Source organism: Turicibacter sp. KK003 (assembly GCF_037014675.1).
Classification (GTDB): Bacteria; Bacillota_I; Bacilli_A; order MOL361; family Turicibacteraceae; genus Turicibacter; species Turicibacter faecis.
Genome location: NZ_CP142738.1, coordinates 1,737,411 through 1,750,693, shown reverse-complemented (window position 1 = coordinate 1,750,693; position 13,283 = coordinate 1,737,411). Strand labels below are relative to the sequence as shown.

Genomic DNA, 13,283 nt, shown 5'->3' with positions numbered 1-13,283 from the left:
CAGTGAGGAGGTATTCAGGATGAATGATATTCGTGAAATTGTAACAAAAGCCGTGATTGGTAAAGGGAAAAAAAGATTTAAAATCACATCACCTCTTAATGATTTAAGAAGTCCTGCAGATAGTATTTTAGGGTGCTGGATCATTAATCATAAATTTGGAGCTAGAAAATGTGATAATGCTGTTGATGTAAAAGGTATGTATGATATTAACGTATGGTACTCATTTGCGGATAATACGCAAACAGAAGTGGCGCGTCAAACTATTGAATATGATGACCAAGTTAATGTTCATCGTACAATTCGTGATTGTTTATATGAAGGTGATGAAGTCATTGCTAGAACGATTCAACAACCAACTTGTGTGGATGCAAGAATTGAAGATGGTGAAATTGTGGTTGAAGTTGAGTTCGAAATTGTGGTTGAAGTCATCGGGGAAACAAAAATGCGCGTTTCAATCTTAGGACCTGTTGAAAACGATGTTGATACAGATGATGAAGATGATGAAATCGATCAACAAATTAACCCGAACTTTTTGAAAAGTTCACCTTTTAGAGGAGAATAAGGCAGGAATGCCTTATTCTTTTTTTTTTATTTTGAGGAGTTTAGGACAATGATGATTAAAAAAACGTAAAAATGTCCATATATAAGTCTAGATAGGTTTTTTATAGAAAAAACTTGAGCTCAATGAGTAAGGTCCTGTATAGCTTGTCGATTAGATATCAGGTAAGTTTCCTAAAAGGGGAACGGAATGACAGTGATATTTATAGAGGTAGATAAATAGGTATACCGTTTTAGGGCTCGTTTGATAGGGGGAATCGTAAGTTTTTTTTAGTATAAATCGTGTTGATGAGTTTTCTCTGCCTTTTAACCCGTAATGGATGGCGATAAGCAAAATGAATAATTCTTAAAGCTATCGTTTCGACAATTTATGCTATAATATAAGAATGTGTAAAAGAAGAAGGAGTTTTTAGCATGCGCAATAAGAATGAATATACACCGATGATGCAACAATATTTAACGATAAAGGAAAACTATCAAGACGCCTTTGTTTTTTTTAGATTAGGAGATTTTTATGAATTATTTTTTGAGGATGCCCAACTTGCTTCTAAAGAACTAGAAATTGCGTTAACTGGGCGAGAAGCGGGAACGGCGGAGCGCGTCCCTATGTGTGGAGTACCTCATCATTCCGCCGATACTTATATGAACCGCCTCATTGAACGAGGGTATAAGGTTGCCGTTTGTGAACAGGTGGAGGATCCTACGAGTGCGAAGGGTGTTGTTCGTCGAGAGGTCGTTCGATTATTAACCCCTGGAACGGTGATGAATCAAACAGCTTTAAATGAGAAAGAGAATAACTTTATCCTCTCAGTTTTTTCATGTCCAGATGCCTATACGGTGGCATATTGTGATTTATCAACGGGAGAAAATTATGCCATGCGTCTGCCAAAGGAAGACCAGTTATTAGTAGGAGAATTGATTAGTTTAGGGTGTAAAGAAATTGTTGTAGGAGCCGATGTTAATATTCAAATGTTTGATAATTTAAGGGCCCTTAAACACCTTGTTCTATCTATGGAAGAATCGTGTGAAATTCCTATTGAATATCAACTTTTGGCACAGGAAATTAAAGACGAAGGATTAAGAAATGCCTTTGGGCGTTTAATTAATTATTTAACACGGACGCAAAAAGGCGCACTTGGACACTTGCAGCCGATTAGTTTAACAAAAAATGATAGCTATTTAAGCATTGATTATAATTCGCGACGAAATTTAGAGTTGACTGAAACGATTCGTTCGAAAGCACGACAAGGTTCATTACTTTGGTTATTGGATAAAACGAAAACGGCAATGGGGAGCCGACTATTGAAACAATGGATTGAACGTCCGTCTATCGATAAGGGCGTGATCGAAGAACGACTCGATGTGGTTGAAGCTTTTATGAATGATTTTATGTTAAAGGAGGAGCTAAAACAACACCTGGATGAAGTCTACGATTTAGAGCGTGTGTCAGGACGTATTGGTTTTGGAAATGCGAATGCACGAGACCTACTTCAGTTAAATTCATCGCTTTTACAAATTCCAATGATTAAAACGTTATTATCCACATTGCCGATGCCAACGATTCAACAACAATTGGATAAGCTAGAAGATTGTACAGATATAACGTCTGTACTATCGAAGGCGTTGGTCGATAATCCGCCGCTTAGTATTAAAGAAGGTGGGATTATTAAGGAAGGTTATAATGAAACGTTGGATGAATATCGATATATCGTCTCTCACGGAAAAGAATGGATCTTAGCGTTAGAGGCAGCTGAACGTGAGAAAACCGGAATTCGTTCGTTAAAAATCAAGTATAATAAAGTATTTGGTTATTATATTGAAATTAGCAAAGCCAATCTTCATTTAATTCCAGACGATGCTGGATATGAGCGTAAGCAGACGCTTGTGAATGCTGAACGTTTTATTACAAAGGAGTTAAAAGAAAAAGAAAATTTAATTTTAAATGCCGAAGAAAAATCAATCCAGTTAGAATATGAACTGTTTTTAGAATTACGTCAACTCATTAAAAATGATATTCCTAAGATTCAACAGATTGCAAAAATCATGGCATATTTTGATGTTTTACAAGCTTTTGCAACGATTAGTGAAGAAAGTCGATATGTTCGCCCTCAGTTGAATGAAAACCATACTATTGAGGTTAGAGACGGGCGCCATCCTGTGGTTGAACGTGTACTAAAGGATGCGCAATACGTTGAAAATGATTGCATCATGCCCGATGATTTATCTGTGTTATTAATCACGGGACCGAATATGTCGGGGAAATCGACGTATATGCGTCAGATGGCTTTGATTTCTGTTATGGCACAAATGGGGTGCTTTGTTCCGGCCAGCTATGCGAACCTTCCTATTTTTGATCAGATTTTCACTCGCATTGGGGCAGCCGATGACCTAGTTTCGGGACATAGTACGTTTATGGTAGAGATGATGGAAACGAATTATGCGATTGAACACGCGACAAAGAATAGTTTGATTTTATTAGATGAAATTGGACGTGGGACGGCAACCTTTGATGGGATGGCGTTAGCACAGTCAATTATTGAATATGTCCACGATGAAATTGGTGCGAAGACATTATTTTCGACGCATTATCATGAATTAACACAGCTTGAAAAGAAGTGTGCGCATCTAGAAAATCGTCATGTACGTGCTAAGGAGCATGAGGGCCAATTAATTTTTATGCATAAGGTGATGGAAGGACCTTCAGATAAAAGTTACGGGATTCATGTGGCGGAAATCGCGAAGTTACCTAAACCACTCATTACGAGAGCGAAAGAGTTATTACACGCCTTAGAACAAGATAAACTATCGATTCATTCTTCGTCTAACATGCAAGATGTTGAGGAAGAAAAATGGAAGATTCAGGATCAAACTGTCAATGGAGATGACGAGGTGAAAGAAGAAGAGTCCGTCGTGAATGACGTGATGCCGAAGGTTGTGGTCCCAAATATTGAACCGGGACAACTTTCTTTATTTGAAAAGGTACAGAGACCGAAAAAAGAGGTTCCTCAAGAAATTTCAATCCCACAACCGCATCCTTATGAAGAGATTATTAAGGAGTTAGAGGCCATCGATTTATATCAATTAACACCGATGCAGGCAATGAATGTCATGTATGAATTAAAAGTGAAAATGAATCAACGAAAGTAGGTAGGTTATGGGGAAAATACAACGAATGAGCGATCAATTAGCTAATATGATTGCAGCGGGAGAAGTTATTGAACGTCCCGCTTCAGTTGTTAAAGAGTTACTCGAAAATGCGATTGATGCTCAGAGTACAAGTATTGAGGTTCATTTACAAGATTCAGGAATACGACAAATTAAGGTTATTGATAATGGTGAGGGAATGAATGAGGAAGATGCCCACCTTGCGTTTGAACGCCATGCGACAAGTAAAATTAAAACGCAATATGATATTTTTAGGATTCAAACTCTCGGCTTTCGAGGGGAAGCCTTACCGTCGATTGCCTCAGTTTCCGATGTTCATGTCAAGACGTCCGATGGGGTGCAAAGTGGCTTACATTTAAATATTAAAGGCGGGAACGTGATCACCTCTAAACCGGGGGTGATGCGTAAGGGAACAGAGATGGAGGTTAACCATTTATTTTTTAATACGCCAGCCCGGCTGAAGCATATTAAATCTTTAAATACGGAGCTGAGCCATATCACCGATTATATGAATAAAATTGCGTTATCTCATCCGAATATTGCATTTAAGTTATTTAATAATCAACGATTGTTATTTCAAACAAATGGACAAAACAATCTGCAAAGCGTGATTGCTAGTGTTTATGGATTTGATATTGCAAAGAAAATGATACCGATTAAAGCTAAAAATGATACGTATGAGATTGAAGGCTTTATTAGTGACCCTATTATTAATCGGGCCTCAAGAAATTACATCACGCTTATTGTGAATGGGCGTGCCATCCGTCATTATCCTATCACGCGTTCCATTTTGGAGGCGTACCATACGTTATTACCTAAAGATAAGTATCCGATTGTTGTCCTCCATTTAACTTTTGATCCAATGCTCGTGGATGTGAATGTCCATCCAGCAAAACTAGAGGTGCGATTTTCACAGGAGGAGTCGTTAAAGTCATTTATTTATACAGAGATTAAAAATGTGTTGCAACAAGTAGAATACATTCCGAATCCATTTGTTAAAGCGATGACAGTTGAACCAGAACCACGATTGATTCAACCGAAACTAGAGGAGTCTGTTCGAGAAGGAGAGCCTTCTTCGCCTATCACCGTCCCAAAATCAAAGACGTCTTCTTATCAAACATCGACGCCATCTGTATCGTATGTTAATAAGAGTGTGATTCGGGATGAGGAGAATGAAAGCAGTGGAGAACCCTTACCAAAATCCGGACACTCATATACTCCGAAGATGGTTGAGGCCAAAGGCGCGCTACCTTCACATCAGGGAAGGATAGAGGAAGAATCAAGGTCGAAGGAGGCGCTTCAAGTTTCTGTTCCAACGAAAACACGTGACCGAAAACTTGAGCTTTATTATATTGGGCAATTGCATGGAACCTATTTATTAGCTCAAAATGAAGAGGGATTGTTTATTGTGGACCAACATGCCGCAATGGAGCGTGTTCAGTATGAAAAAAACTATCAACTTCTCCAAGATGTTAATGGGGATTGTATAGAACTTCTTATTCCAATCGTTTTAAAATATTCATCAGATGAGTTACTGTTGCTAAAGGATCATCTATCTTCTCTTTTAAAGTTTGGATTTGAAATTGAAGAGTTTGGCGGCCAATCGTTAGTTGTCCGGACGGTTCCAGTTTGGGCACAACAACTAGATGTTAAATTAATTGCTGAAACGATTCTTCATCAGGTGATGTTAGATCGTCGAGTTGATATTGGAAAATTACGCGAATCGGTGGCGGTGATGATGAGTTGTAAGGGATCGATTAAAGCCAATCAATATATTAATGAGCATGAGATTAAGGAGCTGCTTCAAAGTCTTTGTTACTGCGAACAGCCTTATACGTGTCCGCATGGTCGTCCGATTATAGTAAAAATGACAAAATATGAAATTGAAAAAATGTTTAAACGGGTAATGTAGGTGAAAAAATGGATGTATTATGTATTGTAGGTCCAACGGCGGTTGGTAAAACGAAGATGAGTATTGAGCTTGCTAAACGCCTAAATGGTGAAATAATTAGTGGCGATTCGATGCAAATTTATCGAACAATGGACATTGGAACGGCAAAGATTTCAGTAAAAGAACGAGAAGGAATCGTTCATCATTTGATTGATGAAAAGGAACCGGAGGAGTCTTATTCAGTCGCTGATTTTCAACGGACGGTTCGGGCTAAAATTGCAGAGATTAAATCACGAGGAAAGTTACCTATTATTGTAGGTGGTACGGGACTTTATATAAAAAGTGTATTGTACGATTATGAATTTGTGCAGGATGCTGATTCTAAGGATTCAGACCCGTCAAAATATGCGCACTTAACGAATGATGAGTTACATGCGATGTTAAAAAAGGTAGATGAAGAAGGGGCCAAGGCCATTCATCCGAATAATCGTAAGCGAGTGATTCGAGCGCTTGAAATTTATACGACATCAGGAATGAAAAAGTCAGAAATGATTGAACAACAAGAACACCGACTCATTTATGATGCTTGTGTGATTGGATTAACGGATGATCGGCAAGTTTTATATGAGAGAATTAATAAACGGGTGGATCAGATGTATGAAGAAGGATTAGTTGAAGAAGTGCGTTCGCTCTTTGATCGAGGAATTCCTGAAACCACTCAATCGATTCGAGCGATTGGTTACAAGGAGCTATATGACTATTTTAAAGGGAACCTGTCCCTTGATGAGAGCAAGGAACTAATTAAAAGGAATTCTCGTCGCTATGCGAAACGTCAATATACATGGTTTAATAATCAAATGGAAGTTGTTTGGTTTCAAGTTAATGTAGCAGCATTCGAAAAAACGGTCGATGAGGTTTTAGATTATTTGAAAACGAGATAAAAAAAACTGTTCACGTCGTGTGAACAGTTTTTTTTACATTGTTCTAAATAGGCCAATGACTTTACCGAGAATCGTAACATGGGTTGAAAAAATAGGTTCTAGTAAGTCATTTTCAGGTTGGAGTCGTACATATTCAGCTTCTCTAAAGAAACGTTTAACAGTGACTTCATGCCCCTCATCTAGCATCGCCACAATAATGTCACCATTATGAGCATCGCTTTGTTGTTTAACGATAATTTGGTCACCATCATAAATTCCCGCGTTAATCATGGAATCCCCGGATACGTTTAACATAAACACTTTTTGATGGGGGGGGACTAAATGGGTGGGAAGGGGAAAGAAATCATCTGGATTTTCGATGGCTTCAATCGGAGAGCCTGCCGTCACTTTTCCAATCAGCGGAATATTGATGACCGATTTTAGTTCCTGTTGAGGAGGGGAAACCTTAGATGATTCGTTTGTTGTTTCAGGCGATAAAATCATAATTCCACGTGTGGTAGATTTATCTTTCCGTATGAACCCCTTCTTTTCTAACTGATTAAGTTGATTGTGAACCGATGCTGTTGAAGATAGGCCAACGGCTAAACCAATTTCACGGACACTAGGCGGATATCCCCGTTTATCGACCTCTTGTTTGATAAAGTCTAAAATGGCTTGTTGCCTTTTCGTAATAGGTTTCATAATAGCTCTCCTCCTTCCAAATCATAGCCTTATTATATCAGTATTTTGATAACTTATCAAACGTTCGTTCTTTTTTTTGCAGTGAATTGTTAGTGTAAAATATGGAAAATGTTCAAAGAGGAAGGAGGAGAGAACCTAAAAGATTAATGAGGTTTTTAGACATTATGAGTTATCAATTGATAATAAATTTGGTATATTAATGATGGGAAGACTAATCGAGGTGATATATTATGTTAACAACAGAAAAAATGAACCGTTTAAACGAGTTAGCTAAAAAGAAAAAGGCTGGAGCACTTACTGAAGAAGAGGTGAAGGAGCAACAGGCTCTTCGTGAAGAATATTTAACAACCTTTAGAGAAAGTATGAAAAATACGATTGAAAATGTACGCGTCATTGATCCAAATGGTGAGGATGTCACCCCAGAGAAGTTAAAACAAATTCAGGCAAAACGTCAGAATGAGGAGATCCATTAAACGAGAAAGACCCTTTAATAGAAGAGGGTCTTTTTTCTTTTAATAATGAGTCAGATTAACCTAATATTTCATTTTTTTCTTTCCTTGGAATAAAATAACGGAAATGAAGCAAGATATTAAAAATGAGAGTAGTATCGTTTTTGAGTTTGTTCTTTTTTGTAGGATGTAAGGAAAAAATATCTTTTTTTCTAATATATTGTAAAATATTTGACAATAGGGTAAGATATAGATGGTATAAAAGGAGGTCACTGATATGGAAAATAACATCTCATTACAATCAATTAATGCGATTCGTACGTTAGGAATCGACGCTATTAATAAGGCAAAATCGGGTCACCCGGGTGTTGTGTTAGGGGCAGCACCAATGGCTTATACTTTATTTACAAAGCATATGAATATTAACCCAACGAATAGTCATTGGTTTAATCGTGACCGCTTCGTTTTAGCAGCGGGACACGGGTCTATGTTACTTTACTCGCTTTTACATTTATCAGGTTATCAAGTAAGTATGGAGGATATTAAACAATTTCGTCAGTGGGACTCTAAAACACCGGGTCATCCAGAGTTTGGACATACGGATGGAGTCGATGCAACAAGCGGACCTTTAGGTCAAGGGATTCCGATGGCAATCGGGATGGCTTTAGCTGAAAAATATTTAGCGGCGCGCTACAATAAAGAGGGATACCCACTGATTGACCATTATAACTTTGTTATTTGTGGTGATGGTGATTTAATGGAGGGGGTAACAAGCGAGGCCTCTTCATTAGCAGGACATTTAGGATTAGGAAAAGTTGTTGTTTTATATGATTCAAATGACATTTGTTTAGATGGTGACTTAACACAAAGTTTTACTGAGGACGTTTTAAAACGTTATGAGTCATATGGATGGCATGTTCAACGCGTGGAAGATGGAACGGATATTCAGGCGATTGATCAAGCCATCGAATGTGCAAAAAAAGAAGTAAATAAACCATCGATTATTGAAATTAAAACAGTGATTGGGTATGGTTCAAAGTTACAAGGAACAAATGCAGTTCACGGGGCTCCACTTGGTGAAGAGGATGGAGCGTATGCGAAGGAACAGTACGGTTGGAATCATGAACCTTTCGCCATCCCACAAGAGGTGTACGATCATTTTGAACAGAGCGTAAAAGTACGTGGTCAAGAATCAAATCAGGCATGGGATAAGTTATTTTCTGATTACTCAAAACAATATCCAGAATTAGCAAAAGAATTGGAAAAAGCAATCAATAATGAATTAGTTGTTGATTTAGAAACGGTGATGCCAACTTATGAGGTAGGACATTCTCAAGCGACTCGTGATACGAACCATGAGGCAATTAATGCTATTTCAGAAGTAATTCCTTATTTCTTAGGTGGGTCAGCTGACCTATCTCATTCAAATAAAACGAATATTAAAAATGGTGGAGATTTCTCAAAAGTTACACCATCTGGTCGAAATATTTATTTCGGTGTTCGTGAATTTGCAATGGCATCTATTTTAAATGGGATGATGTTACACGGTGGTGTTCGTGTATTTGGAGGAACTTTCTTTGTCTTCTGTGACTATTTAAAACCTGCTATGCGTATGGCAGCCTTAATGGGACTACCTGTCACTTATGTTTTAACGCATGATTCGATTGCTGTAGGGGAAGATGGACCAACACATGAACCAATTGAACAATTAGCTATGTTACGTACAATTCCTAATTTTTCTGTTATTCGTCCAGCGGACGCAAATGAAACAGCTGCAGCATGGCGCTTAGCGATGGAGTCTAAATCTACACCGACAGCATTAATTTTAACGCGTCAAAACTTAACAACTATGGCTAATACAACATACGAAGGTGTGAGCAAAGGGGCATATGTTGTAAGTGAAGCCCAAAAAGAAATGGATGGAATCTTAATTGCTACAGGATCAGAAGTTAACTTAGCTGTTGCCGCACAGACTGCTTTAGCAGCCGAGGGGATTCATGTTCGTGTCGTAAGTATGCCATCAATGGATTTATTTGAAAAGCAACCAAAAGAATATCGCGAATTAATTCTTCCAAAATCAGTGACTAAACGTTTAGCGATTGAAATGGGAGCGACATATGGATGGCATAAGTATGTTGGATTTGAAGGTGACGTCCTTGGAATTGATCGTTTTGGGGCATCTGCACCGGCAAACAAAGTCATTGAGGCTTATGGATTTACTGTTGAGAATGTTGTTTCTTTATATAAAGCACTATAAGAGTTTTTTAAGATTGTTTTCTTTGAAGAAAACAATCTTTTTTTTGTGTCTAGCTAATTGAGAGGTGAATATTTTTGAAAACGCTGTCTAATATTAGCGGTAGACAGTGATTTGGCCGAGATTTACTTGACATCTTAGCTATAATTTAGTATAAATTGAATATGATAGTGGTCTATTGAATTGTAAAATGTTTGGAGGAAATAGATATGTTTACGAGTTGGGTATTCTGGTTATGGATTGTAATTGCGTTATTAGTAGGAGCCGCTGTTGGTTTTGTTGTTGCACAACGTCAATTAAAAAAATATTTACAAAAAAATCCACCGATTAACGAAGAAGTTGTTCGTACAATGATGATGCAAATGGGTCGCACGCCTTCTCAAAAGCAAATTAATCAAGTGATGAAACAAATTAATCAAAACATGAAATAAATAAAAAGCATTAAATGAATGACTCATTTAATGCTTTTTTTTATTGAAAGGATGTCAGTTGAAAAGAAAGTTTGGGTTACTTCTTATAATTTAGAGAGTGACGTCATATATTCAAGTACAATCTAGGATAAGGTAGACTGTTTTCTATAAGAAGGAAACTTTATTCTCAGTTCCATTTAAGATTCTTTTATAATTAGGAATGTGTTTAATAATGATAAAGACAGCAAAGATAGTTAACATGATTCGTGCGGTTAAATCATAATTACCAAGCCAAACAATAAACACAGCTGCGATTGAAATAATTGTTGACGAAAGGGAAACCATTTTCCATATTTTCAGCGTAATAACAAAGATGATAAATAAGGTGATAAAGAGAAGGGGCGAGTAAAATAAAATAATCCCTGCACTTGTTGCGACCGCTTTTCCACCCTTGAAGTTAGCGAAGATGGGATAAATGTGACCAATTAGGGCAAAAACGGCGATGATTAAAGGAGAAATCGTTGCACCCGCATATTTGGCAATTAAGAAGGCAAGTCCCCCTTTTAGAATATCTAAGATAAAAACAATAGCCCCGCCTTTTTTTCCTAAGACTCGGAACGCATTTGTACTTCCTAAGTTTCCAGACCCGTAATTACGGATATCTTTGTTGTAAAAGGTTTTCCCAATCACAAGCGCTGAGGGGAAAGAACCTAATAAATAAGCGATGATCATTAATATTAAATTTCTCATTTAAATCCTCCTTTTTGTAGGAATATTATAACATATAGACCGATAATAGTAGGCGGTTTTGCAAAAAAAATATAAAAAACCTCTTTTTCGACATATTTCACACTGTTATTCGTATTCTAATTAATGTATAATACTTTTATTTTGTATAGAAATAAAAATGGGGGTTAAATAAAGTTGTGCAAATAAGCCCTTTTATTTAAAGACAAAATCTTTTAAAATGAGATAATGGAAAGAGAAAGGAGTGTCATCATGTCGACGCACTTAAATTATAACGAAGATTCGATACAGGTACTCGAGGGACTTGAGGCTGTACGAAAAAGACCAGGGATGTACATCGGGTCTACAGATGGCCGTGGATTACATCATCTCGTTTATGAAATTGTTGATAACGCCATTGATGAGGTTTTAGCCGGGTATGGAAATTATATAAAAGTAACGATTCATGAAAATAACAGTATTAGCGTTCAAGATTGTGGCCGTGGGGTTCCAACAGGAATGCATAAATCGGGGAAACCAACACCGGAGGTTATTTATACTGTCTTGCATGCTGGTGGAAAGTTTGGTGCAGGTGGCTATAAGACATCTGGTGGATTACATGGTGTTGGTGCCAGTGTTGTCAATGCATTGTCAGAATGGTTAGAAGTTGTTATTAAAAGGGACGGATCAATTTTCCGTCAACGTTTTGAAAATGGTGGACATCCAGTTACAGGATTAGAGGTTATTGGTAAAACAAAAGAGACGGGAACACTTGTAACGTTTAAACCCGACCCAGAAATTTTTTCAACGACGGTTTATTCTTATGATGTGCTAGCGGAGCGATTACGTGAATCAGCCTTTTTGCTAAAGGGATTAAAGATTGAATTAGTAGATTTACGAAACGATAAAGAAGAGATTTTTCATTATGAGGATGGAATTAAGTCTTTTGTTAGCTTCTTAAATGAAGGAAAAGATACGTTACATGAAGTAGTTTACTTTGAAGGGGAGAGTCAGGATATTGAAGTGGATTTTGCATTTCAGTACTCTGGTAGCTACTCTGAAAATATTTTATCGTTTGTTAATAACGTTCGTACAAAAGATGGGGGAACCCATGAAACAGGTGCAAAGGCCGTTCTTACACGTATTTTTAATGACTATGCTCGAAGAAATGGCCTTTTAAAAGAGAAGGACAAAAATTTAGAGGGTGCCGATATTCGAGAAGGCTTAGCCGCTATCATTTCTGTAAGAATTCCTGAACGTCTCTTACAATTTGAGGGGCAAACAAAGGCGAAACTTGGAACGCCTGAAGCTCGATCAGCGGTAGATAACGTTATTTCGGAAAAGTTAACCTTTTTCTTTAATGAAAATGGGGCAGTAGCCACGCAGCTTATTAAGAAAGCCGTGAAAGCGGCGCAGGTTCGTGAAGCGGCACGTAAGGCACGTGAGGATGCGCGTAGTGGAAAAACGAAGAAGAAAAAGGAAACAAATTTATCTGGAAAGTTAACACCGGCTCAGACAAAAAATCCGCAAAAGAATGAATTATTTTTAGTGGAGGGGGACTCAGCAGGTGGGTCTGCAAAACTCGGTCGTAATCGTGCTTTTCAAGCTATTCTTCCGCTTCGTGGAAAGGTGATTAATACAGAAAAGGCGAAAATGGAAGATATTTTTAAAAACGAAGAGATAAATACGATGATTTATACGATTGGTGCCGGTGTTGGGGCTAATTTTGAGTTGAGTGATGTTAATTATGATAAAATTATCATTATGACCGATGCCGATACGGATGGGGCTCATATTCAAGTTTTATTATTAACGTTTTTCTTCCGCTATATGAAAGAGTTAGTAGAAGCTGGAAAGGTTTATATTGCCTTACCACCTCTTTACAAGGTATCAAAAGGTCAAGGGAAAAAACAGGTGATTGAATATGCTTGGACGGATGAAGAATTAAGTGAAGTGATTGCTAAAGTTGGAAAAGGTTATACCCTTCAACGCTATAAAGGTCTCGGTGAAATGAATGCGGATCAGTTATGGGATACAACGATGAATCCAGAAACAAGAACGTTGATTCAAGTAACAATTGATGATGCCGCCGATGCCGATCACCGCGTCACAACGCTCATGGGTGATAAAGTTGAACCACGACGTGAATGGATTGAACAAAATGTGGACTTTACCATGGAAGATGATTATGACATAGAGAGGGTGTAA

10 protein-coding genes are annotated in these 13,283 nt (G+C 37.7%); 8 read left to right on the top strand and 2 right to left on the bottom strand.

Annotated elements, in window-relative coordinates; translation table 11 throughout:
- Positions 1-19 precede the first annotated feature (19 nt).
- From cotE to miaA, 4 genes are all read left to right on the top strand, one after another.
- Positions 20-562 carry an outer spore coat protein CotE gene (gene cotE, locus VXM77_RS08600; protein WP_161831945.1) on the top strand — a complete coding sequence of 181 codons (543 nt, stop codon included), beginning with the start codon at positions 20-22 and terminating at the stop codon, positions 560-562.
- A gap of 410 nt (positions 563-972) precedes the next feature.
- Entirely contained in the window at positions 973-3,705 is a 2,733-nt protein-coding gene (gene mutS, locus VXM77_RS08595; RefSeq protein WP_262953652.1) for a DNA mismatch repair protein MutS, read from the top strand.
- Between the two features lie 7 nt (positions 3,706-3,712).
- Positions 3,713-5,635 carry a DNA mismatch repair endonuclease MutL gene (gene mutL, locus VXM77_RS08590; RefSeq protein ID WP_262953653.1) on the top strand — a complete coding sequence of 641 codons (1,923 nt, stop codon included), beginning with the start codon at positions 3,713-3,715 and terminating at the stop codon, positions 5,633-5,635.
- A gap of 8 nt (positions 5,636-5,643) precedes the next feature.
- Positions 5,644-6,555, top strand: a complete 912-nt coding sequence (gene miaA, locus VXM77_RS08585) for a tRNA (adenosine(37)-N6)-dimethylallyltransferase MiaA (protein WP_161831948.1) — start codon at positions 5,644-5,646, stop codon at positions 6,553-6,555.
- Between the two features lie 33 nt (positions 6,556-6,588).
- On the opposite strand, the gene lexA is transcribed toward miaA, so the two are convergent.
- Positions 6,589-7,236 (bottom strand): transcriptional repressor LexA, encoded by a 648-nt coding sequence (lexA, locus tag VXM77_RS08580; protein ID WP_161831949.1) that lies wholly within the window; start codon positions 7,234-7,236, stop codon positions 6,589-6,591.
- A 230-nt stretch (positions 7,237-7,466) separates the two neighbouring features.
- On the opposite strand from lexA, the gene VXM77_RS08575 reads away from it, so the two are divergent.
- The 3 genes from VXM77_RS08575 (at position 7,467) to VXM77_RS08565 (ending at position 10,370) form a co-directional block, all read left to right on the top strand.
- A complete protein-coding gene (locus VXM77_RS08575; RefSeq protein ID WP_161831950.1) occupies positions 7,467-7,709 on the top strand; it encodes a DUF896 domain-containing protein in 243 nt (80 codons plus the stop codon).
- A 253-nt stretch (positions 7,710-7,962) separates the two neighbouring features.
- Positions 7,963-9,942 carry a transketolase gene (gene tkt / locus VXM77_RS08570; RefSeq protein WP_161831951.1) on the top strand — a complete coding sequence of 660 codons (1,980 nt, stop codon included), beginning with the start codon at positions 7,963-7,965 and terminating at the stop codon, positions 9,940-9,942.
- 206 nt (positions 9,943-10,148) lie between these two features.
- Positions 10,149-10,370 (top strand): YneF family protein, encoded by a 222-nt coding sequence (locus VXM77_RS08565; protein ID WP_161831952.1) that lies wholly within the window; start codon positions 10,149-10,151, stop codon positions 10,368-10,370.
- 144 nt (positions 10,371-10,514) lie between these two features.
- Here the strand turns inward: VXM77_RS08565 and plsY are convergent, their stop codons facing one another.
- The gene (gene plsY, locus VXM77_RS08560) at positions 10,515-11,099 is read right to left on the bottom strand and encodes a glycerol-3-phosphate 1-O-acyltransferase PlsY (RefSeq protein ID WP_161831953.1); all 585 of its coding nucleotides are present in this window, start codon (positions 11,097-11,099) and stop codon (positions 10,515-10,517) included.
- A gap of 249 nt (positions 11,100-11,348) precedes the next feature.
- Here plsY and parE point away from each other — a divergent pair, with 249 nt between their 5' ends.
- Entirely contained in the window at positions 11,349-13,283 is a 1,935-nt protein-coding gene (gene parE / locus VXM77_RS08555; protein WP_161831954.1) for a DNA topoisomerase IV subunit B, read from the top strand.

Excerpts from the sequence above, each read along its gene's own strand:
- miaA (WP_161831948.1), top strand. The coding sequence starts at position 5,644 with ATGGATGTATTATGTATTGTAGGTCCAACGGCGGTTGGTAAAACGAAG.
- mutS (WP_262953652.1), top strand. The coding sequence starts at position 973 with ATGCGCAATAAGAATGAATATACACCGATGATGCAACAATATTTAACG.
- tkt (WP_161831951.1), top strand. The coding sequence starts at position 7,963 with ATGGAAAATAACATCTCATTACAATCAATTAATGCGATTCGTACGTTA.
- VXM77_RS08575 (WP_161831950.1), top strand. The coding sequence starts at position 7,467 with ATGTTAACAACAGAAAAAATGAACCGTTTAAACGAGTTAGCTAAAAAG.
- lexA (WP_161831949.1), bottom strand. The coding sequence starts at position 7,236 with ATGAAACCTATTACGAAAAGGCAACAAGCCATTTTAGACTTTATCAAA.
- cotE (WP_161831945.1), top strand. The coding sequence starts at position 20 with ATGAATGATATTCGTGAAATTGTAACAAAAGCCGTGATTGGTAAAGGG.
- parE (WP_161831954.1), top strand. The coding sequence starts at position 11,349 with ATGTCGACGCACTTAAATTATAACGAAGATTCGATACAGGTACTCGAG.
- VXM77_RS08565 (WP_161831952.1), top strand. The coding sequence starts at position 10,149 with ATGTTTACGAGTTGGGTATTCTGGTTATGGATTGTAATTGCGTTATTA.
- plsY (WP_161831953.1), bottom strand. The coding sequence starts at position 11,099 with ATGAGAAATTTAATATTAATGATCATCGCTTATTTATTAGGTTCTTTC.
- mutL (WP_262953653.1), top strand. The coding sequence starts at position 3,713 with ATGGGGAAAATACAACGAATGAGCGATCAATTAGCTAATATGATTGCA.